The following is a 22,349-nucleotide window of genomic DNA, read 5'->3' as shown; positions in this document are numbered from 1 at the left end:
CGCATAACCGACTCGCGGAGACGAAGGAGTCCCATGCCATCCCCTCGACGCCGCAGGCTCGCGGCGTACCTCGCCGTCGTGCTCGGCACGACGATCGTCGCCCCTCTCACCGGCGGCACGGCCCCGGCCGCCGCCGCTCCCGTGAACCTCGCCCGCACGGGCACCGCCACCGCGTCCAGCGTCGAACTGGACCGCTCCGATTTCGTCGCGGCGCACGTCAACGACGGCAATCGCAACAGCCGGTGGTCGTCGAAGTATCAGGACGACAGCTGGGTCCAGGTGCAGCTGGCGTCCGCCGCGCGGGTCGACCACGTCACGCTCAGCTGGCCCAACGCCTGCGCCCGTGACTTCGTCCTGCAGACCTCGGCCAACGGCACCACCTGGACCGACGTGGCCCGCGTCCAGCGCGACACCTGCCCCCGCACCGACGTCATCGACGTGAAGTCGGCCCAGCCGGTGACCCACGTGCGGATGCAGGGACGCCAGCGGTGGTCGACCTACGGGTACTCGATCTCCGAGTTCGAGATCTGGGACAGCGTCGCGCCGGCACCCGCGCCGTCGCTGGGCCTGATCCCCAAGCCGGTGTCGTTGTCCGAGAACGGCGGCACGCCGTTCACCCTCGCCCCCGGTAGCCCGATCGTCGCGCTCGGTGCCGGAGCGAACGCGCCGGCCAACCACCTGGCCGACATCCTGCGCCCGTCCACCGGCTACGCCCTGCCGGTCGTCGCACAGAGCAGCGCCGCCTCGCAGATCGTCCTCGACGTCGGCCCCGGCAAGGGACCGGCCGGCCAGGCCGCCGAGGGATACCGGCTGACCAGCACCTCGTCGTGGGTCACGATCAGCGCCGACACCGCGGCCGGGGCGCTCCACGGCGTACAGACGCTGCGGCAGCTCTTCCCGCAATGGGTGGAGTCGGACACCGTCGCCGCCGCGGTCTGGCAGGTACCGGCCGTGACCATCACCGACTACCCACGTTTCGCATACCGCGGGATGATGCTCGACGTCGCCCGCAGTTTCTACCCGATGAACGAGGTCAAGGCGTACATCGACGCCGCGGCCCAATACAAGATCAACCGCCTGCACCTGCACCTGACCGACGACCAGGGCTGGCGGATCGTGATGGACAACCCCGCGTCCAACCCCGCAGGGATCGACTACTCGCTGCTCACCCAGGTCAGCGGCCGCACGGCGATGACCTACAGCCCCAGCGGCCAGCTGATGGGCACCGAGCTCGGCGTCACCGGCTTCTACACCAAGGCCGACTACGCCGAGATCGTCCGCTACGCGGGCGTCAACGGCATGACGGTGGTCCCGGAGATCGACGTGCCGGGGCACACCAACGCCGCGCTGCACGCCATCCCGCAGCTGAACACCGCGGGCGCGCAGCCGAAGCCGGCCCCCGGGCAGCAGACCGTCCCGCACAACGGCACCGGCAACGTCGGCTACTCCTCGCTCGACGCCGACAGCCCCGCCACGTACGAGTTCGTCCGGCAGGTGCTGACCCAGATCGCGGCCATGACGCCCGGCCCGTACCTGCACATCGGCGGCGACGAGGCCCACGTCACCAGCCACGCGGACTACACCACGATGGTGAACAACTTCAACGCGACTGTCGCGTCGCTCGGCAAGACCGTGGTCGGGTGGAACGAGTACTCCGGCACGACGCTGCCGCAGAACGACGCCGTCGTGCAGTACTGGAACGGCGACCGCACCGCGGTGGCCACCGCGGTGAACAACCGGGGCGCCAAGGTGCTCCTGTCCCCCGCGCCGCACACGTACGTGCCGCAGAAGCAGGACCCGCGCCAGCCGCAGGGCGGCACATGGGCGTGCGGCGGGCCGTGCGGTCTCGACCGGCACTACAACTGGGACCCCGGCACCTTCATCCCGAACATCGCCGAGAGCAGCGTGCTCGGCGTCGAGTCGGCCCTGTGGGGCGAGTGGATCCGCCGCCTCGGGCAGGCGCAGTACTACAGCTACCCGCGGCTCATCGCCACCGCCGAGGTGGGCTGGACCCCGCAGGCTCAACGCGGCTACGCCGACTTCACCACCCGGCTGTCGGTGGCCGGCGGCCGGCTGACCGTCCAGGGAATCAACTTCTTCCCCACCGCCGACGTCCCGTGGCGGCGCCAGGTCATCGCTAGGCCGGCCACCGTGACCGTCGGCGCTCAGGCCGACGCCACCTGGACGGTCACCGCCCCCGGCGCCGCGTCCGCCGACCTGATCGCCACGGTCACCTGGAGTGACGGACGCGTCGAGTCGCTGCCGGTCACCGCGACCCGGGAGGCGAACATCACGGCGATGCAGATCAACAGCGCGTTCACCGTGGTGTCCCGGCGTACGTTCGCGGCGGCCGGCACCTACACCGGCACGCTGTCGGTGCGCTCGGCCGGACAGGCCCCGATCACCCGGGCACTGACCGTCACCGTGCGCGCCACCTGACCGCGGCGTCGCCGCCGTCGCCCCGCCCGGAGCGACGGTGGCGACCGGCGCCGACACGGGGAAGGCATGATGGTGCGGTGATGGAACGCCCGGATGCCATGCAACGCGTGCGGCGAGCGCACACCGAGACCCTGCTGGCGCAGCTGCGCAGTGCCGGGCCGCTGAGCCGGGCAGAGCTGATCCGGCTGACCGGGCTGTCGCGCACGACGCTGTTCGACATCATCGGCGACCTCATCACCCGCGGCGTCGTCGTCGAACGCGAACCCGAGCTGTCCGGCCAGCGCGGACGCGGACGGCCGACCTCGACGGTCAGCCTCAACCCGTCCGCCGGCCGGATCATCGGTATCGACCTCGCCCGCGCGAGCATCACCGTCGTCATCGCCACGCTCGGCCACGACATCCTGGCCAGCGGCACCCGCGCCGTCACGCTCACCGCGGGACCGGCCCGGCGCGCCGACGCGGCCGGCAAGCTCATCGACGACCTCGTCCGCGAGCACGACATCGACCTGCGGGCCCTCGAGGCGATCGGCATCGGCCTGCCCGGCCTCGTGACCGGGCGCGGCCGCCCGGCCGGCGGCGGCGGCTCCTCGGCGACCGCCAAGCAGATCAGCACCCGCATCCACGAACGCTACGGCGCGGCGGTGATCACCGACAACAACTCGCGGCTGGCCGCCCTCGCGGAGGGCACCTGGGGCGCGGCCCGCGACGTCCGTGACGCCGTCTACGTGCGGTGGAGCGATGGCGTGGGCGGCGGCTTCATCGTCGACGGCCAGCTGGCCCGCGGCGCGCACGGCGCCGCCGGCGAGATCGGGCACGTCAGCGTGGACCCGGACGGCGATCCCTGCCCGTGCGGCGGACGCGGCTGCTTGGAACTGCTGATCCGCCCGTCCGCACTGATCGAGCAGTGCGCCCGCCGCGGCGTCACGGTGCAGGATCCGGCCGACCTGGTCGCGCAGGCGCAGGCCGGCGTGCCGGCCGTACGGGAGGTGCTGCACGACGCCGCGGTGCTGCTCGGTCAGGTGCTGTCGGGCTCGGTGGTGCAGCTCGACCCCGGCACGATAGCCATCGGGGGCCTGCTGGCCCAGGCCGGCGACACGGTGCTCGAACCGGTGCGCACCGCGATCGCCCGGCTGGCGATCCCCCGTCATCCCCGGCGCGTGGACGTCGTGCCCGCCCAGTTCGGTGACGAGGGCGGAGCGATGGGCGCGGTGGCGGCCGCCCTGCGGTTCACCGCGTCCGAATCCCTGCTGCCGACCCGGCCGCTGACGTAGCCGTAGCCGCAGCGACGGCGCGCAGGAGACAAATCAGCCGGCGCAGCACCCACAGGTCCTCGGCCACCGCTGTCGCCCGGCTAGTCGGCCGCGGACAGGACGGTGAGCAACTCGGCGACCACATCGGTCATCGCCTCCCGGCCGGCCGCCAGGTATCGCCGCGGGTCCGCCGAGGCAGGCAGGGCCCCGCGGACCGCGTCGGTGAACGCGACGTTGAGCGCGGTGCCGACATTGATCTTCACCATGCCGCGGGCGGCGGCGGCCCGGAGCTGCTCCAGCGGGACCCCGGACGAGCCGTGCAGGACCAGGGGTACCGGCACGGCGTCGCGAATCGCGGTCACCAGGTCGAGGTCCAGCGAGGCCGTCCGCTCGGCCATGGCGTGTGAGCTGCCCACCGCCACGGCGAGCGCGTCGACTCCGGTCTCGGCCACGTATCGGGCCGCCTCGGCCGGGTCGGTGCGGACCCCGGCGGCGTGGGCGCTGGCCGGGGCGTCTGGTTTCCCGCCGACGTAGCCGAGCTCCGCCTCCACCCACAGCCCGCGGTCGTGCGTCCACTCGGCGGCCTTGCGGGTGGTGGCGACGTTTTCCGCGTACGGCAACGCGGAGGCGTCGACCATCACCGAGCTGAAGCCGGCGACCGGAGCCTGCATCAGCAGGTTCAGGTCGTCGACGTGGTCCAGGTGCAGCGCCAGGTCCGCGGACGCCCGATGCGCGATGTCGGCGGTGGCCGCGGCGATGGCCGACACGCCGCCGTGGTAGCGCGCCGCGTTCTGGCTGATCTGCAGGATGGCCGGCCGGCCGGCACGCTGCGCGGCGGCGGCGATCGCCTGCGCGTGCTCGATCGTGATGACGTTGAAGGCGAGCACACCGGTACCGGCGGCGCGCGCGGCGGCCACCAGGTCGGCGGTGGATACGAGGGTCATCGGAAGTCCTCAGGCGGTCGGTGCGGGCAGGACGACGGCGCGCGAGAGCAGCCGCGGCCGGTCCGGGTTCAGGCCGCGGCGCACGGCGAGCTCGACCGCGAGCCGCTGGGCGGTGGTGAGATCGGCCATGGCGTCGATGCCGTTCTGCACCACGAGCGCGCCCGAGGCGGCGAGGTCCTCGCGGAGTCCGGGCACCGGCTCTCCGAAGATCCACACCACCGACCGGTGGTCCACCACGCTGATCGGGCCGTGCCGGAACTCCATGGCGGGGTAGGACTCGGCCCACACCTGCGCGGCCTCCCGCACCTTCAGGGCCGCCTCGTGTGCCACGCCCACCGTCCAGCCGGTGCCGAGGAAGGTGAACTGCTGCCGGTCGGCCAGGGCCGGGTCGAGCGGCGCGTTCAGCGACGCCTGCGCCTCGAGGACGGCCGGCGTGAGGTTCTCGCCGAGGCCGGCCCGCCACGCGGCCAGCGCGGTGGTGGCGAAGCGGGTCTGCACCACCGACTCCTCGTCGGCGAAGTCCAGCACCACACTGGCGTTCGCGAGCTTGGCCGCGGGCCGGTCGGCAGCGGTCGTGATGACGGTGGAGCGGCTGTCGGCCGGCAGCTGACCCAGCAACCGCAGGATCTCGGTCGTGGTGCCGGAGCGGGTGATGGCGACCACCCGGTCGTAGTAGCGGCGGGCCGGGAACTCCGACGCCGCGAACGCGTCGGTCTCACCCTGACCGAGCGCCTCGCGCAGCGCCGCGCAACTCTGCGCCATGAAGAAGGACGTACCGCAGCCGACGACCGCGACCCGTTCGCCCAGGCGCGGGAGCATCTCCGTGGCACGGGACCGGGCGATCAGATCCGCGGCGCGGCGCCAGGTCTCGGGCTGGGCGGCGATCTCGGAGGCGACGTGGAACACGATTCCTGCTTTCTGTCGGTGTGGTGCGTCTACAGCTGTTCGACAGTGGCCACGGTCAGCAGCCGGGCGGCCACGGCGTCGTCGTACTCGCCGGCGTAGGGACAGGCGACGGCCGCTGCGGAAACGGCCACGGCCCGGGCGAAGACCTCGGGCCACGGCGTCCCGGCGACCAGACCGGCCGCGAGCACGGCGGCCAACGCGTCTCCGGCCCCGGTCGGGTTGCCGTGCACGGCCTCCGGAACGCGGGCGTGGTAGGTGGCCCCGCCGGCTACCGCCACGAAGCCGTCGGCGCCGCGGGACACCACGCCGGCTCCGGCGCCGTCACGCACCAACCGGTGCGCCACCGCCACGGCGTCGTCACGGGTGCGCACGGGCCGGCCGAGCAGCCCGGCCGCCTCTTCGGCGTTCGGTTTCGCCACCGCCGGCCCGGCTGCCAGGGCGCCGAGCAGGGCGGGTCCCTCAGCGTCCACTATCGCCTCGGCGCCGGCGGCCCGGGCGACCGTGACGAGATCGGCGTACGCGCTCTCGGGCACGCCCGGCGGCCGGCTCCCGGACAGCACCACGACCCGCGCCTGCCGGACCTGGCTCGCGAAGGTCGCGCGGAACTCCGCCCACTCCGCGCCCGTGACGGGCGGACCGGGCTCGTTGAGGACCGTCGCCGAGCCGCCGGCGACCACGGTCACCGTCCGGCGGGTCTCGGCGGCCAGCCGGGTGAACCGCGCCGGCAGGCCGGCACCGGTCAGTTCGGCCTCGAGACGCTCGCCGGTGGCGCCGCCGGCGAGACCCAGGACCAGGACCGGGGCACCCAGCCGGTGCAGCACCCGGGCCACGTTCACGCCCTTGCCCCCGGCGCGGGCGATTACCTCCGAGACCCGGTGCGAGCTGCCCGGAACCAGCGCCGGCAAGGCATAGGTGAGGTCGAGAGCCGGGTTGAGCGACACCGACGCGATCACTTGACCGACCCCGCGGTGAGGCCGCCGACGACCTTCCGCTCGATCAGCGCGAACAGGATGATCACCGGGATGGTGGCCACCACGGACGCGGCGAACAGTTGTCCCCATTCGATCTGGTAGCCGCCGAGGAAGCTGTCGAGCACCACGGTCAGCGGTTGCTTGTCCGGATCGGACGTCAGGATCAACGCGACGACGAACTCGTTCCACGCCGAGATGAAGGTGAAGATCAGCGCGGTGACGATGCCGGGCCAGGCGAGCGGCAGGGTGATCCGGAACAGCGCTCCGAGCCGGCTGCTTCCGTCCACGGTGGCCGCCTCCTCCAACTCCGGCGGGATGGAGCTGATGTAGGCGTTGAGGATCCACGTCGCGAACGCCAGGTTGAACCCCGCGTTGACCAGCGTCAGCCCGAGCACCGAGTTGTTCAGGCCGAGCGCAACGAACTCCCGGTAGATGCCGACCAGCATCGCGGTGGGCTGGAACATCTGGGTGACGAGAACCAGCAGCAGGAACACCATCCGGCCGCGGAACCGGTACCGCGCGGTGTAGTACGCCGCGGGCAGCGCCACGAGCAGGACCACCAGGGTCGCGCCGGCCGCGACCTGCAGGCTGATCCAGAGGTTGGCGCCCAGGCCGCTGGTCCACAGGCTGACGAAGTTCGACCAGTCGAACTCCGACGGCAGGTAGTTCGGGTCCTTGAGCTGGTCGGACGGGCGCGCGGCAGCGACCACCATCTCCAGGTACGGGAGCAGGAAGAGGGCGGCGATCGCGTACGCGATGACGGCAAGAATGATCTTGCGGGCCGAGGGGCGGGGCTTGACGCGACGCGGGGGTCGGCGCATGGGGCTCGGCGCGACGGCTGTGGTCATGACTGCACCTGTGATTTTCCGCTGCTGGCCTTGACGAAGAGCCCGACGAGCACGATGACGATGCCGAAGTTGACCACCGACATGGCCGCCGACTCGGCGATCGACGACGACTTCAACTGGTACATGAAGATGGTGGTGGTGGCGGTCTCGTCGCCCGGCCCGCCGCCGGTCATGGCCCAGATGATCGGGAAGCTGTTGAAGACGTTCATGATGTTGATCAAGGTGGCCACGAGCAGCGCCGGGCGCAGCAGCGGCAGGGTGACTGAGAGATAGGTACGCCACGCGGACGCGCCGTCGAGCACAGCCGCCTCGTAGACGTCGCCGGGGATGCCCTGCAGGCCGGCCAGGATGGCGTAGGTGGTGAACGGCACCGACACGAACACCGCGACGCCCATCATCCACCAGATCGCGACGGACGGCCGGCCGAGCCAGTCCGCCTGCGCGGTGCCGAGCTCCGTCAGCACCCCGATGTCGTGCAGGAAGATGTTGATCAGCCCGGACCGGGAGTCGAGCATCCAGCGGAACACCACGGCGGTCATGAAGACCGACGCCGCCCACGGCGCGATGAGGGCCCAGCGAGCCACCCTGCGGCCGGGGAAGCTCTGGTTGAACAGCTGCGCGAGAAGCAACGAGACGATCACCGTGACCGTCACGACGACCACGACCCACAGGACCGTGCGCATCACGACGGCGCGGAGCGACGGCTCCTGGAGCAACGCTTCGAAATTCGCGAAGCCCACGAAGCCGTGGTCGAAGCCGATCGCGTCGATCTCGTGGAACGCGGTGCGGAACATCAGGACGACCGGCACCAGCACCACGCCGATGATCAGCAGGATCGCCGGCCCGATCCAGATCAGCGGCTCCAGCCCTGCCCACCGGGAGCGCCGGCGACGGCGTGGCGGGCCGTCCGGCTTGGCACTGACCGCGGCCGGGGGCCGCGGCAGCGTCGCAGTTCTTGCCATTCTCAGTCCCATCCGGGCGTCGGACGGTGACGCGCGGGCTCGGGGCAGCCGCGCGCCACCGTGGTCTACGCGGGGCCGGTCAGCGCCCGGTCGCCTTGGCCTGCAGGTCGCCGAGCACGGTTGCCGGGTCGTCCTTGACGGCCAGGCCGATGCTCTTCTTGACCGCGGGCAGGACGGTCGCGGTCCACTTCTCGTCGCTCGGGAACTGCACGGACTGCGGCAGCAGGCTGGAGAACGTGCCCAGCACCGGGTCGCTCTTCAGGCTGTCCAGCGCCGACTGGGTGCCGGGCAGCAGGGCGTACTGCTTGGCGAACGACAGCTGGTATTCGTCGCTGAGCGCGAAGTCCATGAACTTCTTGATCGCCGCGGCCTTGCCGGCGTCGTCGGTCTTGAAGGCCTGGATCGCGTCGGCCACGCCGAGCGTCTGCTGGACCGGGCCGGTCTTGCCGGGCACCGGGGCGGTGGCGTAGTCGGTCTCGCCGAGCTTGCCGGCCTTCGCGATGGTGGCGGTGAGGAACGGGCCGTTGAACTGCATGCCGACCTTGCCCGCGGCGAAGTCGGCGGCAGAGTTGGCCGTCCGGTCGTAGGTCGCCGGGTTGGGCTGGGTGAGGCCGGCGCCGACGAGATTCTTCAGGAACGTGAAGGTCTCGACGTTCTGCGGGCTGTCGATGGTGTACTTGTCACCGGTCTTCCAGCCACCGCCGTTGCCCAGCATCCACAGCGTGGACTCGGCCTGCGCCTCCTCCGGTCCCAGCGGCAGGGCGTACGGGATGTAGTTCTTGGCCTTCAGCGCCTTCGCGGCCGTCTCGAGCTCGGCCCAGGTGGTCGGCGGCTTGGCGATGCCGGCCTCGGCGAACGCTTTCTTGTTGTAGAACATCGCCCGGGCCGAGGTGACGAACGGCGCGGCGTACTGCACGCCGTCGACGCTGAGCGCGTCCTTGAAGGTCGCGGTGCCGGCGTCGGGTTTCGACATGACCTCGGAGAGCGGCGCGATCAGCTTGTTCGTCGCGTACTGCGGGTAGAACACGCCCTGGAGGATGTCCGGGTAGTCCTTGTTCTGCAGCTGCGTCTTGACCTTGGTGTCGTAGTCGGTCCAGTTGATGGTGGAGACCTCGACCGTGATCGTCGGGTTCTGCGCGTGGAACGCGTCGGCGATCTGCTGCCAATACTTCTGCGTGGTGTCGGCCGGGCCGGTGCCGTAGTCGGCGCCGACGAGCTTGAGGGTGACCGACCCGTCGGATGAGGACTCTCCCGAAGAACCACAGCCGGAGATCAGGAGTGCCGCCGCGGTGGCAGCGGCGAGCGCCACGCCCAGACGTCGATTCATATATGCCTCTTCCCGTGTTGGAAGCCGTGAGAGCGCATGAGTTTTTATGACGCGAAAGTGCCAGAGTCAGTCAAGATATTGCAGACCCTAGGGGCCGATGGCCGGGGCGTCAAGGCTGTCGGCGACAAGTTGAGCCTTGACCTCAGCTGAAGGTTGCAGGAAGTTGCATCGACCCTCTTGACGGCGTCACGCCGCGTTCTTACTGTCGTCCCACATCGGACGTCAGATGTCTACCACGGTCGCGATGCCCTGGCCATGCCCCGCTCGGTGCCACCCGCTCCCGCACTCCCCGACCCCCGGAGGCCCGTAACCGATGAAGTCATCCGCCCGTTCCTGTCTCACCGCGATCCTGGTGGCCGCCGCCTGCCTTCAGATACCCACCGCCGCCCAGGCGGCCAACCCGGCGCCACCGGTCGCGCCGAGCGTCCGGCAATGGACCGGCGGCGAAGGCGCCTTCACCCTGACGACGTCCTCGCGCATCCTGGTGGACCCCGCACAGACCGCCGCGCTGACCCCGGCGGCCGAAACCCTGCGTGCCGACCTCGGCGCGATCAGCGGCATCACCGTGCCGCTCGTCTCGTCGGCGACGCCCCGGGCCGGCGACATCCTGCTCAGCACGACCGGCGCCGACGCCGGCGTCGGCGCACAGGGCTACGTGATGGCCGTCGGCACGCACCTGGCGATCCGCGGGCCCGCCGCCGCCGGCGTCTACTACGGCACACAGGCGCTGCTGCAGATCATCAAGCAGAGCGCGACCCGGACCAGCGTGCCGGCCGGCACGATCCGCGACTTCCCGCAGTTCCGCGAGCGCGGCGTGATGCTCGACGTCGGCCGGCACTACTACGACATGGACTACCTGGAGAACCTGCTCCGTCGCATGTCGTGGCTGCGCCTCAACACCCTGCACCTGCACTTCACCGAGTGGAACGGCTTCCGGCTGCGCAGCGACCGCTACCCCGGATTGGCCTCCGCCCAGTCCTACAGCAAGGCCGACCTGCGCCGGCTGCAGGACGTCGCCCGCCGGTACCACATCACCATCGTCCCGGAGATCGACCTGCCGGGTCACGCGACCGCGATGACCACGTACGACCCGACGATGCGCTTCTCCTGCCAGTCGATGAGCGTCGCGCCCTGGCCGGGCGGCGAGCTCGGCGGCTGGACGCTGAACCTGACCAAGCAGAACGCCCGGGACTTCGCCATGAACCTGCTGGACGAGTTCGTGCCGCTGTTCGACGGCCCGTACTTCCACATCGGTGGCGACGAGTACCAGAACGACGCCGCGAAGAACGCCTGCCCCGAGCTGGTGGACTACGCCCGCAGCCGCGGCTTCCCGTACCCGGGTGACGTCTTCACCGAGTTCATGAACCTGATGAACGACAAGGTGCGGTCGTACGGCAAGGCCACCCAGATGTGGAACTGGTGGGAGACCAACGGCCAGCAGACCAGTATCAAGCCGTCCACGCAGATCGTGCTCACGCCGTACACCGGCACGCTGAGCTACTTCTACAACCTCGGCTACACGGTGTCGGCCATCCCGGAGAACACCCTGTACGTGACGCCGGGCCTCAACCTGTTCGTCAACTCCAAGAACGTCTACGAGAACTGGGTGCCGGACACCAACGCCAAGGTCAACGGCTATCGGATGGCCCGTTGGTCCGACCAGCGCGAGTTCCAGACCGACGAGTGGTTCGACCAGTACGCGACCCGGCCCATGGAGGTTCTCGCCGAGCGGGTGTGGGGCGGCCCTCGATCCGCCACCGTGGAGGCGTACTTCGCGCGGGTGGACGCGATCGGGGACGCGCCCGGCGTGCCGACGGTGACCCAGCTCAACGACGACCAGCTTCAGTACGCGGGCGCGTGGAACCGCAGCACCGGCGGCGCCCGGCAGTTCCAGGGCGACGACCGTTACAGCAGCACCGCGGGCAGCACCGCCGAACTGCGGTTCACCGGCACCAAGGTCAAACTGTTCGGGGCGCGGGCCGCGAACCACGGGCGGGCCGGCATCTCGATCGACGGCGGCCCGGAGACCGTTGTCGACCTGTACTCCGCCACCCGGATGGACCAGGCCCATCTGTTCACCAGCGGTCCACTGGCGCAGGGCCAGCACACCCTGCGCATCCGGGTGCTGAACACTCGCAACGCCGCCTCGACCGGCACCGCGGTCGCAGTGGACAAGGCCGAGGTGTCCTCCATCGCCGTGCAGGCCGGCGCCTTCGACCCGGCGGTGGAGTACCGCATCCTCAACCGCAACAGCGGCAAGGCGCTCGAGGTGCCGGCCGGTGCCGGGGACGGCGGCCACGCCATCCAGTGGACGAACAACGGCGCCCTGCACCAGCGCTGGACCCTCACCGACGCCGGCAACGGCTACTACCGCATCGCCAACCGCAGCAGCGGCAAGGTACTGGACGTGTTCGGCAGCCAGACGGCGGACGGCGCGGACGTCATCCAGTGGGCCTGGACCGGCAACGACAACCAGCTCTGGAGCATCGTTCCGGAGGGCGGCTACCACCGGATCGTCAATCGAGCTACCGGCAAGGCGCTCACCGTGGCGGGCTCCGACCTGACCGACGGCGCGGACGTCGTGCAGTCGACCTACACCGGAGGAAACCACCAGCAATGGACACTCACCCGATGAGACGGACAGGTAGTTTCATCATCGCCGGGCTGATGCTCGTGCTCGGCATGTTGATACCGTCGTCGGCCGCGCAGGCGGCGACCGCGACGACCGTGAACTATGCGGTCAACCAGGCCTTCGACGGCAGCAGCACCTTCGTCGACCGGTCCGCCGATGTGTCCCGGGTGGCCGGGCTGACGCAGGGCAGTATCGCCGTCCGGTTCCGGACCTCGAGTCCGGCCACGGCGAAGACGCTGTTGAGCGCATCGCACACCGCGGACGAGTCCAGCAACATCTCGCTGACCCTCAACGGTGGGACGGTGTACTTCGAGAACCGGGAGAACGGCGTCAACGCCACCCGGCTGAACTCGTCGGGCGGACCGTTCAACGACGGTCGCTGGCACGTCGCCATCGTCACCGTCGGCGCCGGGGGCACCCGGCTGTACGTCGACGGCACGCTGCGGGCCTCGGCCCCGTCGACGCGGTTCTTCTCGAACGTCACCGGCCTCGACGGCATGTGGATCGGCCGCAACGTCGACTCGCGGGGCGCTGAGTGGCACTACGACGGCGACATCGACTTCGTCCGGGTGTACGGCACGCCGCTGCCGGCCGGCGAGATCAGCGACCTCAGCATGCGCATCGACTACACGATCCCGTTCCTGGACCTCAAGGACGACACCGCCCGCCAGGTACTCACCGACCGCCAGGCCGGGCAGTACCTCGGTCAGCCCGACTCGGTGCTGCTCGACGACGGCCGGACGATCTTCACCGTGTACCCGCGCGGCCACGGCGTCGGCCCGGTGGTGCTCAAGCGCAGTGACGACGGCGGTCGCACCTGGTCGGGCCGGCTGCCCACCCCGGCGAGCTGGGAAACGAGCCAGGAGACACCGACGCTCTACAAGGTGGCCACGCCGGCCGGCCGCAACCGCCTGCTGCTGGTCAGCGGACTGCCGCGCAGCCCCGGCGGCTTCAAGACCGCGTTCTCCGACGACAACGGCGCGTCCTGGTCGGAGTTCACCCACCACTTCGCCGGCTCCGGCTTCAACGGCTGGGTCGCGCACGCCGCCCTGACCCGGCTGAAGACGGCGGACGGGTCCTGGGACTTCCGGTACATGGGCGTCTTCCACGACGGCGCGTACGACAACTGGAAGACCTACCTGACCTTCGACGCCGCGGGCAACGCCGTCTGGAGCACACCCACCCGGCTGCTCGCACCGCACAACGCCATCGAGAAGTTCGCCGGCCTGTGCGAGATCGAGATCATCCGCTCCCCCGACGGGCGCCAGCTGGCGCTGCTCGCCCGCGCACAGCACAAGAGAACCAACGCCATGGTCGCGTTCTCCGACGACGAGGGCAACACCTGGACCGAGCCGCGCGAGATGCAGGGCGCCCTGATGGGCGAACGGCACGCCGCGACGTACGACCCGGCGAGCGGCAGGCTCGTCATCACCTTCCGCGAGATCATCCGCAACAGCGTCAGCAACACCGGCGCTTGGCTCGCCGGTGACTGGGTGGCGTGGGTCGGAACCTATGACGACCTGGTCAACTCCCGCGAGGGCCAGTACCGGGTCCGGCTGATGGAGGACTTCACACCCTCGGCGCGAAGTGGCGACACCGGCTACGCCGGCAACGTCGTCCTGCCCGACGGTACTTTCGTCCTCACCTCCTACGGCTACTTCGACCGGACCGACACCAGCAACCCGTACATCATGACTGTCCGGTTCACGCTCGCCGAGCTCGACGCCCGAAACGGCTCGTTCGACCCGAACGCCTCCTACGCGATCAGGAACCGGGCGAGCGGCAAGGTCATGGAGGTCGCGGTCAGCGCGCCCGGCGACGGCGGCGACGCCGTGCAGTGGACCGACAACGGTGGCGCGCACCAGCGATGGTCGATCACCCCCACCAGCGACGGGTACTACCGAATCATCAACCGCCGCAGCGGCCGGGCACTCGACGTCACCGGCAGCTCCACCGCGGACGGCGCCGACGTGATCCAGTGGACCTCGACCGGCCGGGCGAACCAGCAGTGGCGGATCACCCGGTCCGGCGCGCACTACGTCATCACGAACCGCAACAGTGGCCTGCCACTGGACCTTCTCGGCCCGGTGGCGAGCGACGGGACGGACATCGTCCAGCGGACCGCCAACGGCGGAACCGGTCAGCAGTGGTCCATCTCGTGAGCTAGGTGACTGGTGTTGAACGATGGCCGCCACTTCGTGGCGGCCATCGTTCTTCATCTACTGACGTTGCCGACGGCGCGACGGCGGTCGGCACGAACTCTGTTCCTCAGGTGCCGGAACGGTCAGCCGATCACCCACCGCTGGAGCGTGCTGCCGGTGTCCGGCTGCTGAGTGACCGGGGCGCCGTCGGTCAGGGAACCCGCGGTGAGCAGGAGGCCGCTGCGGACAGAGGCCATCGTGTAGGCGCCGTCGGCTCGCGGGGTCATCCGCCACCGCTGGTTGGTGCCGCCGGTGCAGGTCCACTGGATGATCCGGGCGCCGGCGGTGGTGACGCCGCCCTCGACGTCGGCGCACAGCCCCGACTCGCGGTTGGCAAGGGTGTAGGAGCCGTCGCTCTGCTGGGTGAGGATCCAGCTCTGGTTCGCGCCGCCGTTGGTGGCGTACGTGATGAGCTGGGTGCCGGCGACGGTGCTGTGCCCGGGGTTGTCGAGCGCCTTCCCCGAGACGGTGAGGGTGCGGGCGCCGCTCGGTGCGTCGCCAGTGGCGGTGACCGTGACGGTCTGCTCGCCGGCCGTGCGCCCGGCGCCCACGATGGTGCCGCTGGTGTCGGTCCAGGCGCGGACGGGAGTGGTCTCGGCGAGCCGGCCGGCCGTGGCGGAGAGGCCGATGACCAAACCGCTGTGCCGGTTCACCAGGCGGTACGTGCCCCCGCTCGGCACGATCCACCACTGTTGCCCGACGGCCGCCGTGCCGGCGCCGGGAGCGGTGACGGTGGGCGCGGTCCCCCAGGCACGGCCGGCCGGGGCGCCGGGCACGCCGAGCAGGTTGCCGGTGGCGGCGTTGGCTATCCGGTAGGCGCCGTCGCCGGTCGGGGTGAATCGCCAGCCGTCCAGGCCTGTTCCGGTGGCGCCGGCCGACGAGGTGGTGGCGGATCCGCCGGCGACCTGGGCCAGGACACGGCCGTTGCCGTTGGCGATCCGGTAGGTCCTGGCGGGATCGAAGGGCACGACCGCGGGGATCGAGCCGGTGATGGTGACGTTGACGTATTCGCCGGAGGCGCCGCCCGAGCACCCGAAGGAACAGTAGGAGCGGAAGCTCTTGCCGACGATCCGCGAGCTGGTCTTGCTGGTGCTGTCGAGGAACCACCGGTACCACGACGCGTTGCGGTAGCTGCCGGTGTCGCCGATCAGCGTCCACTTCTGCGTGGCGAGGTTGTCGGTGGCGTAGAACTGCTGCGGCGCGTTGCCGGACTGGTCGACCGCCTGCGGCTGACCGATGTAGAGGCCCAGGTGGGCGTTGTAGGTGATGTCCATGACGAACAGCGGCGAGGTGGGCGGGGTGGTGCCGGCCGCCACCTGCTGGTCGACGGTGCCGGGGGTGGTCGGCTTGTATTCCTTGTCGACGGCGACGTAGCCGGTCGGCGCGGTCGCCGTGACCGGCATCAGGGTGCTTTCCCGGCCGCCGACTCCGGGTTCCGACCAGGCCCCGTTGTACCACTTGCGCCAGGAGCCGGGCGCCATCTTGCCCGCCATGGGCGCCCGGGCGACGTGCCCGTAGAACGCCTTCCAGCCGCCGTACTTGTCAACGATGCGCGAGCCGTAGAAGGCGTAGAAGTAGCCCGAGGCGGCGTCGACGTACAGGCGCTGATCGCCGTCGCCGTAGTGGTAGGTCTGCTGCGGGAAGGCCACGTTGTCGCCCCGGTCGGTGCTGTACGGCGACGTGATGACGTGGTCCCTGATGGTCCAGGTGCGGCCCTGGTCGGTGGAGACGGCGTAGTCGATGCCGTCGTAGTGGATGCCGTCGCCGAAGGGCTGCGGGGTGAACTCGTTGTGGACCAGCCCGTACCAGTGGCCGGTGTCCGGGTCCACCCAGACGCCGGACAGCACGCAGAAGTTGCGCTGCGAGTAGCCCGAGCCGCTGGGCGCGTACGTCGACTCCACACCGGTGGGGCTGTTGTTGCACAGCGCCGTGGTGTCCGGGTTGGTCCCGGCGTCGCTGACGGCGGCTCGCGACGCCGAGTCGAAGTCGGCACCGGTGTAGAAGCTCCACGAGCGACCGTCGTTCGGTCCGTACAGCGAGTGGGACTGCTGGTAGTAGAAGGTGCCGTCCTTGTCGATGAACGGGAAGGCCGGAGTGTCGTCCGGGCGGGTCCATGACGATCTGCTGTCGACGCTGACGGTGAACGAGCCGGGCACTGCCGCCGACGCTGCCGAAGCGGTCAGCGGGGCGCTGGTCAAGATCAGGGCGACGGTCAATGTCACGCGGGCTGACGGTCCGTGGCGATGACGCATGAGACCTCCCTGTGGCGGAGCGCTCAGCATGGCAGGAATTGATACCCATAACAACCACTGCCATCGATTGAAGCGCAACCCGGGGCCGCAGATCATGTTACCCATGCCATAGATGCCCGGGCATCGCCCCGCTACCTCTTGACCGTCCTAGCCGGGTCGATGCCGCCGCCCCGCACGCTGAAGATCAAGTTAGACCTGTACGACGTTCACGCCGGCCTGCTCGATGAGTTGCACCGCGTCCTGGTCCGCCGCCTTGTCGGTGATCAGGGTGTCGACGTTGCCCAGCGGGCAGATCCGGTTGAACGTCCGGCGGCCGATCTTCGAGGAGTCCGCCACCACGATCGTCCGGGCGGCGCTGGTCACCATGATCTGGTTGATCGCCGCCTCGCTGTCGTTGTGCGCGCTGGCGCCGTGCTGGTGGTCGATCGCGTCCACGCCGAGGACCACCAGGTCCAGCGCCACCGAGGTGAGCATCGTCTCGGCGATCCGGCCGACCAGCTCGTACGACTGGGGGCGAGCCGTACCTCCGGTCAGCACCACCCGAAGGTGCGGCCGCACGATGAGCTCGTTGGCGATGTTCAGCGCGTTGGTCACCACGGTGACCGCGGGCGCCTGCCCGTTCGGGTCGGTCCGCAGCGCGAGCGCCCGGGCCACCTCGGTCGTCGTGGTGCCCCCGTTGAGCCCCACGGTGGCTCCGGCCGGGATCAGGTCCGCAGCGGCCGCCGCGATGCGGTGCTTCTCCGGCGCCTGCCGGACGGCCTTGTAGCGCAACGGCAGGTCGTAGGAGACGCTGCTGGCGACGACCCCGCCACGGGTGCGGGTGACCAGCTGCTGGGTGGCCAGCTCGTCGAAGTCCCGCCGGATGGTCGCCGCGCTCACGCCCAGCTCCCGGGCGGTGGACTCGATGTCGAGCTGGCCGGCGGCCGCCACCATCTCCAGGAGCCGGTGCCACCGCTCGTGCTGATTCACGTTTCACTCCGGTCCTCGGGCCTGCGCATGCGGCCATCCTTGCATCCTCGATGCAACGTCTGGGCGGCACCTTAGCTGCTTCCGGCCCTTCAACCCCCCATGTCCAGGCCGATCGATGATAAGAAATGCAACTAGATTGCCTCTGTATTTCATTTGCAGTCACGCTGAACGATCGTCACTGCACCTCGGGCAGCAGGGTGAGCAGCCGCTCCACCAGCCCAGGACTCCGCCAGGATCGGTGCCGGGCGAGACGCGGCTCGACCCTGTCACGGCCCGTTCGCGGCGCTCGCTGCCAGGTTCCGGTGACCCAGATCCCGATGGTCGTCGTGGCCGCGCGCGAGGCGGAGGCCGTTACCGCAGGAGCGGGGCGAGGCCGTCGAGAAGGCGCTGGAGGCCGAACTCGAAGAGTGTGTCCAGGTTCCAGACCCCGTCGTCGGCGGCGATGAAGCGGGCCAGCAGCGGAAGCCGCCCGTCGGCCAGGACCGCACCGATGCGTCCCTCCTGAGCCTCCAACCACTGAGCGTCGGTCAGGCCGCTGTCCTGCTCGGCCTGCGCCTCCTCGGCCCGGTTCACCGCCGTGCCGCGAACGTGGTTGGCCACCGTCACCGCCGCCGTGAACTGTGCGTTCAGGTCGAGCCCGCGTCCGTCCAGGGCCCGCATCATCCATTCGGTATGGACCATCGCGTGCGGGGCCGGCAGCGGCCGGGTGAAGGAGACCGCCTCGGCCAGCCAGGTGTGCCGACGGTACATCGCCCATTGCAGCCGGGCGATCGCCTCGAGGCAGGCCCGCCAGCCGTCGCGCTCCGGGGTGAGGGCCGGGGGCGGATTGTCGGCCATGACCTTGTCGATCATGAGCATCACCAGCTCGTCCCGGTCGGCCACGTACCGGTAGATCGCCATCGTCGGGATGCCGAGCCGACCGGCGAGCCGGCGCATCGACAGGCCGTGCAGCCCTTCGGCGTCGGCGGTGGCCACGGCGGTGGCGACCACCTGCGCACGGTCCGGGCCGGGTGCTCTGCCCACACCGGCGGCGGCCACCACGGTGCCGACGCCCCGTACGGGCTCGACGAGACCCCGCTCGCGCAGGGTCGCCAGGACCTTCGTCGCGGTCGCCATCGCCACCCCGTACTCAGCTATGAGCTGCCTCGTCGACGGGATCCTCGTTCCGGGGGCGAATTCGCCGGACGCGATCCGGCCGGCGAGATCGGCGGCGATCCGGCGGTACGGCGGTTCCTCCACAGCGGCCTCCCGTGCACTAGTGCAGTGACGATACCCCGAGAGAGGATACGGGGGACAGCCTCACTATTTTCCCTCATAGTGCACTCGTACCGTGTACAGCATGACTGATCTCGTGCAGCTGGGCCCGATGCGTAGGACCTACGACGATCCGGTGGCCGCGCTCGACGGCGTCGCCGTCGACCTCGCCCCGGGGGGTGTTCGCCGACGGCACCGAGCCGACGGCCACCGAGATGCCGCGACGAAGAGGCGGCGCGTGCCCGTGGTGGTCGCGAGAGGCTCGGCGTCATGAGTGCGCTCCGACCTGACCGGCAGGGCCGCGCCCGGGGTGTGGCCGCCCACCACGACGACGCCCGCATCAACGTCGTGGATGCGTTGCGCGGGATCGCGCTGCTGTTCATCCTGCTGGCCAACGTGTGGTACTTCAGCTCCGGATTCGAGTTCCACCTGGTCGACGATCCGGCGCACGGCACGGTCGACCGGCTGGTCGCAGGTGCGGCGGAACTGCTGTTCGCGATGAAGGCGTACCTGCTGTTCTCATTCCTGTTCGGCTACAGCTTCACCCTGCAACTCGACTCAGCGGCCCGGCGTGGGGTGACCTTCGGCCCGTCGTTCCTGCGCCGGCTGTCCGGGCTGTTCGTGCTCGGGGCGCTGCACGCGGTGCTGCTGTACCACGGCGACATCCTCACCACGTACGCGTTGCTCGGTCTCGTGCTGCTCGCCGCTCGACGGACCGAACCGCGCGCCGCCCTGCTCGCAGCGGCGGTCATCGTGGGCGTGGTCGCGACCGTGATCGGTCTGGCCGCGGTCCTCGGCGCCACGGTGGTCCCGGACGAGGCCGCCGCGATCGCCGCCGGTGCGCGTTCGACGGAGGCCCTACGCGGCGGGCTCGGTGACGTCGTCCTGGAGCACCTGCGCTCATTGCCGGCAATGCTCGGCGCACTCGCCGTGCAGGGGCCGTTGGCCTTCGCCGCGTTCCTGGTCGGCCTCGCCGCCGGCAGGCACCGGATGCTCGCCACCGTACCCACCCACGAGAACCTGCTGCGCCGCTGCGAGCGGGTCGGCTATCCGGTCGGCCTCGCCGGCGCCGCCGTGTTCGCCGTCGGCGGCGGCTCGGCGAGCATGACCGGGCTGATGGTCAGCGCCGTCACCGCGCCGTTCCTCGCCGCGGCCTACGCCGCGACCCTGCTGCGCCTGTTCACCCGGCGACCGCGCGTCGCGGACGCCCTGGCGCCCGCCGGACGCATGGCGTTGACGAACTATCTCGGCCAGTCACTCCTCTGCGTGCTCGTATTCACCGGCGTCGGGCTGGGCCTGGCCGGCCACACGTCGCCCGCGCAGACGCTGCTGATCGCACTGACGATCTTCGCGGTGCAGGTGGCGACCAGCGCGTGGTGGATGCGGCGGTTCCGGTACGGCCCCGTCGAGTGGGCGTTGCGCGCATGGACCCACCGCCGCTGGCCCGACCTGCGGCGATAGCCACTCCGGCCGCCGAGCGGATCGACGAGCCCGGCCGCGCGCTGCGTGGCCGGGCTCGTCGTCGGCGGTCACCGTGCTGGAGGCCGGGGGTGCCGGCCCGCCGGCACGTCCGCGACGTGCCCGGCGGATCCGACAGCGCGTCAGCGCGCGGTGAGGCGTGGTCACCGCCTGGATCGCGCAGACCCAAGCCGAACGCGCCCGCGCGGAAACCGATCTACGCACCATCGCGCGCACCACCCCGCGCCGGATGAGCCAAGGAGAGGTCACAACCCTGGTGACCGCGCTCGGCGGCATCACCACCGTGCACCGTAACGCCGACCCAGCCGACAAAGCCGAGGTCTACCGACGACTCGGAATTCCGACTGAACTGCCAGCCGGAACGCAAACGGTGCGCGCTGAAGTCGATCTCAGCGCACACCGTGGGGTTATCGTTTGTGTCCGAGGGGGGACTTGAACCCCCACGCCCTATACGGGCACTAGCACCTCAAGCTAGCGCGTCTGCCATTCCGCCACCCGGACCTGCACGTACCAGCCTACCCGGTCGACCAATGTGAGCTACTCACCGCATCAGTCGGCCTGGCGGGCCGCACGGGGCATTACTGTACACGGCCCAGAACGATCATGCACATCAGCTCCAGCGCGACACGTTTGCGCAGGTCAACGGCCACATAGATCGGGTGGGTAGCGCGCAACAGGCCATTCCGGGCAGCATTGTTCCCGTGTCCCACCCCTCCCCGTTGATCGCCACTCAACACCAGGCTCTCGCGCTGCGCGCCGCGGGTGACCTGACAAGCGCCCGCCGCCTGCTCGCCGACGCGATCATCGCGGCCCGCCCGGCGTACGGCGAGGACCACCAGGACGTCCTGGCCACCGGCCACCTGCTGGCCCGGCTGCACCGCGAGGCCGACGACCCGGCCGCCGCCCGGCGCGTACTCGAGGAGGCCTACGCGGCCGGCGAGCGCCGCCGCGGCGAGGCCGACCCGCTGATGCTCGCGCTCAGCTTCGACCTCGCCGGGGTGTCCGAGGAGCTCGGCAACCGGCACGAGGCCCGCCGCAACTACAGCCGCGTGGCGACCGCCGGGTCCGCCGTGCTCGGTCCGGACCACCCCGCGGTACGCGCAGCCCGCCAGTACCTCGGCGGCTCCGCCGCCGCTGCCGGAACGCACCCCGCTCCGCCCCCGCCCGACTACCCGACTCCGGGACGCCCCGGGCACCCTTATCCGGCAGTGCCCGGACATGCCGATCCGGCACCGCCGGGGGGCCCTGGCCCGGTCCGGCCCGGCCAACCCGGTCCCGCCTCTTCCGGCTACCCCGGGCACGGAGGGTCCGAGCCGACCGTCTCGCTGCGGCCTGTCCCACCGCCGCACCCGCACGCTCCGGCACCGCCCCGGCCCGTCGCCCCGGGTGCGCCCGTCGCGCATTCGCCGGCGCCCGGTTCACAGTGGGCTGCCCGCCCGGGCCCGGCACCGCAGACGCCCCGCGCCGGGCAGCCACCTCAGGCCGCGCCGATCGTTCCTCCGCCCTCGGTGCCGCCTGCCCCGCCCCAGCACCCTGCCGGCACCGGGCCGAGCGGACCCGCAAATCCGTGGGCGCCGCCCTCGCCGGCTGCATCAGAGGCGACGACCCGGTTCGCGCCCATCACGGAAGAGGCCACCTCCCGGTTCCCGGTAGTGCCCGTCGAACCCACCGCACCAGCGACACCGCCGACTGCCGGGGTCGCCCCGCAGACTCCCGGCGTCCGCCCGGTGCCCCCGGCCCACGGTGTCACCCCGGTTCCGTCGGCTCAGGGCGTGACCGCGGTTCCACCGGCTCCGGGCGCCACCTCACTTCCGCCGGGAACCTATGGTCGACCGGCCGTCGCTCCCGGCGTGACGCCGGTGCCGCCCCGCGCCCCGGTTGCCGCACCCCCGCACCCGGCGACCTCCGGCACGTC

The 22,349-nt window shown here is 70.8% G+C and carries 16 protein-coding genes, 1 tRNA gene and 1 pseudogene; 8 read left to right on the top strand and 10 right to left on the bottom strand.

Translation table 11 applies throughout. The features are described from left to right. The first annotated feature begins 33 nt into the window (after positions 1-33). Together EAD96_RS15900 and EAD96_RS15895 are read left to right on the top strand one after the other, a co-directional pair. A complete protein-coding gene (locus EAD96_RS15900) occupies positions 34-2,439 on the top strand; it encodes a family 20 glycosylhydrolase (RefSeq protein WP_121684848.1) in 2,406 nt (801 codons plus the stop codon). An 80-nt stretch (positions 2,440-2,519) separates the two neighbouring features. Continuing rightward, on the top strand, positions 2,520-3,710 hold the full coding sequence (locus EAD96_RS15895) for an ROK family transcriptional regulator (protein WP_121684847.1): 1,191 nt from the start codon (positions 2,520-2,522) through the stop codon (positions 3,708-3,710). A gap of 80 nt (positions 3,711-3,790) precedes the next feature. Here EAD96_RS15895 and EAD96_RS15890 read toward each other — a convergent pair whose 3' ends face one another. From EAD96_RS15890 to EAD96_RS15865, 6 genes are all read right to left on the bottom strand, one after another. Then, positions 3,791-4,633, bottom strand: coding sequence for a class II fructose-bisphosphate aldolase (locus EAD96_RS15890; protein ID WP_121684846.1), 843 nt, complete (start codon positions 4,631-4,633; stop codon positions 3,791-3,793). A gap of 9 nt (positions 4,634-4,642) precedes the next feature. Next, positions 4,643-5,539 carry an SIS domain-containing protein gene (locus EAD96_RS15885; RefSeq protein WP_121684845.1) on the bottom strand — a complete coding sequence of 299 codons (897 nt, stop codon included), beginning with the start codon at positions 5,537-5,539 and terminating at the stop codon, positions 4,643-4,645. A 29-nt stretch (positions 5,540-5,568) separates the two neighbouring features. Beyond that, positions 5,569-6,492, bottom strand: coding sequence for a 1-phosphofructokinase family hexose kinase (locus EAD96_RS15880; protein ID WP_121684844.1), 924 nt, complete (start codon positions 6,490-6,492; stop codon positions 5,569-5,571). Next, positions 6,489-7,358, bottom strand: a complete 870-nt coding sequence (locus tag EAD96_RS15875; RefSeq protein WP_121684843.1) for a carbohydrate ABC transporter permease — start codon at positions 7,356-7,358, stop codon at positions 6,489-6,491. The genes EAD96_RS15880 and EAD96_RS15875 overlap by 4 nt, the downstream gene beginning before the upstream one ends. Further along, the gene (locus EAD96_RS15870; RefSeq protein ID WP_121684842.1) at positions 7,355-8,320 is read right to left on the bottom strand and encodes a carbohydrate ABC transporter permease; all 966 of its coding nucleotides are present in this window, start codon (positions 8,318-8,320) and stop codon (positions 7,355-7,357) included. Before EAD96_RS15870 ends, EAD96_RS15875 begins: the two co-directional genes overlap by 4 nt. 79 nt (positions 8,321-8,399) lie before the next feature. After that, complete coding sequence (locus tag EAD96_RS15865; RefSeq protein ID WP_121684841.1) at positions 8,400-9,647, bottom strand: extracellular solute-binding protein; 1,248 nt, start codon at positions 9,645-9,647, stop codon at positions 8,400-8,402. Between the two features lie 313 nt (positions 9,648-9,960). Here EAD96_RS15865 and EAD96_RS15860 point away from each other — a divergent pair, with 313 nt between their 5' ends. After that, positions 9,961-12,282, top strand: coding sequence for an RICIN domain-containing protein (locus tag EAD96_RS15860; protein WP_121684840.1), 2,322 nt, complete (start codon positions 9,961-9,963; stop codon positions 12,280-12,282). Next, positions 12,279-14,441: an RICIN domain-containing protein gene (locus EAD96_RS15855; protein ID WP_158614793.1), complete on the top strand. Its 2,163-nt coding sequence runs from the start codon at positions 12,279-12,281 to the stop codon at positions 14,439-14,441. Before EAD96_RS15860 ends, EAD96_RS15855 begins: the two co-directional genes overlap by 4 nt. A gap of 122 nt (positions 14,442-14,563) precedes the next feature. Here EAD96_RS15855 and EAD96_RS15850 read toward each other — a convergent pair whose 3' ends face one another. The 3 genes from EAD96_RS15850 to EAD96_RS15840 all read right to left on the bottom strand — a co-directional run bounded on the left by EAD96_RS15850 (position 14,564) and on the right by EAD96_RS15840 (position 18,940). Next, positions 14,564-16,702, bottom strand: coding sequence for an RICIN domain-containing protein (locus EAD96_RS15850; protein WP_233585811.1), 2,139 nt, complete (start codon positions 16,700-16,702; stop codon positions 14,564-14,566). A gap of 219 nt (positions 16,703-16,921) precedes the next feature. Further along, positions 16,922-17,701 carry a DeoR/GlpR family DNA-binding transcription regulator gene (locus tag EAD96_RS15845; protein ID WP_121684837.1) on the bottom strand — a complete coding sequence of 260 codons (780 nt, stop codon included), beginning with the start codon at positions 17,699-17,701 and terminating at the stop codon, positions 16,922-16,924. Positions 17,702-18,052: 351 nt separating this feature from the next. Beyond that, a complete protein-coding gene (locus tag EAD96_RS15840; protein ID WP_121684836.1) occupies positions 18,053-18,940 on the bottom strand; it encodes a TetR/AcrR family transcriptional regulator C-terminal domain-containing protein in 888 nt (295 codons plus the stop codon). A gap of 100 nt (positions 18,941-19,040) precedes the next feature. On the opposite strand from EAD96_RS15840, the gene EAD96_RS30875 reads away from it, so the two are divergent. The 3 genes from EAD96_RS30875 (at position 19,041) to EAD96_RS30870 (ending at position 20,870) form a co-directional block, all read left to right on the top strand. Beyond that, positions 19,041-19,229, top strand: coding sequence for a hypothetical protein (locus EAD96_RS30875; protein WP_147457887.1), 189 nt, complete (start codon positions 19,041-19,043; stop codon positions 19,227-19,229). After that, on the top strand, positions 19,226-20,416 hold the full coding sequence (locus EAD96_RS15835) for a DUF418 domain-containing protein (protein ID WP_121684835.1): 1,191 nt from the start codon (positions 19,226-19,228) through the stop codon (positions 20,414-20,416). Before EAD96_RS30875 ends, EAD96_RS15835 begins: the two co-directional genes overlap by 4 nt. A gap of 157 nt (positions 20,417-20,573) precedes the next feature. Then, on the top strand, positions 20,574-20,870 hold the full coding sequence (locus EAD96_RS30870) for a hypothetical protein (protein ID WP_147457886.1): 297 nt from the start codon (positions 20,574-20,576) through the stop codon (positions 20,868-20,870). On the opposite strand, the gene EAD96_RS15830 is transcribed toward EAD96_RS30870, so the two are convergent. Next, positions 20,852-20,935 (bottom strand) — tRNA-Leu (locus tag EAD96_RS15830). The two genes, EAD96_RS30870 and EAD96_RS15830, sit on opposite strands and share 19 nt — an antisense overlap. A 218-nt stretch (positions 20,936-21,153) precedes the next feature. Between EAD96_RS15830 and EAD96_RS30865 the strand changes: the two are divergent. Beyond that, positions 21,154-21,549 (top strand): annotated as a pseudogene (locus EAD96_RS30865) (tetratricopeptide repeat protein); the annotation flags it as partial. Positions 21,550-22,349 lie beyond the last annotated feature (800 nt).

Source organism: Micromonospora sp. BL1 (assembly GCF_003667485.1).
GTDB classification, from domain to species: domain Bacteria; phylum Actinomycetota; class Actinomycetes; order Mycobacteriales; family Micromonosporaceae; genus Micromonospora; species Micromonospora tulbaghiae.
The sequence above is the reverse complement of the archived record's forward strand: the minus strand, read 5'-3'. Positions and strand labels throughout refer to the sequence as shown.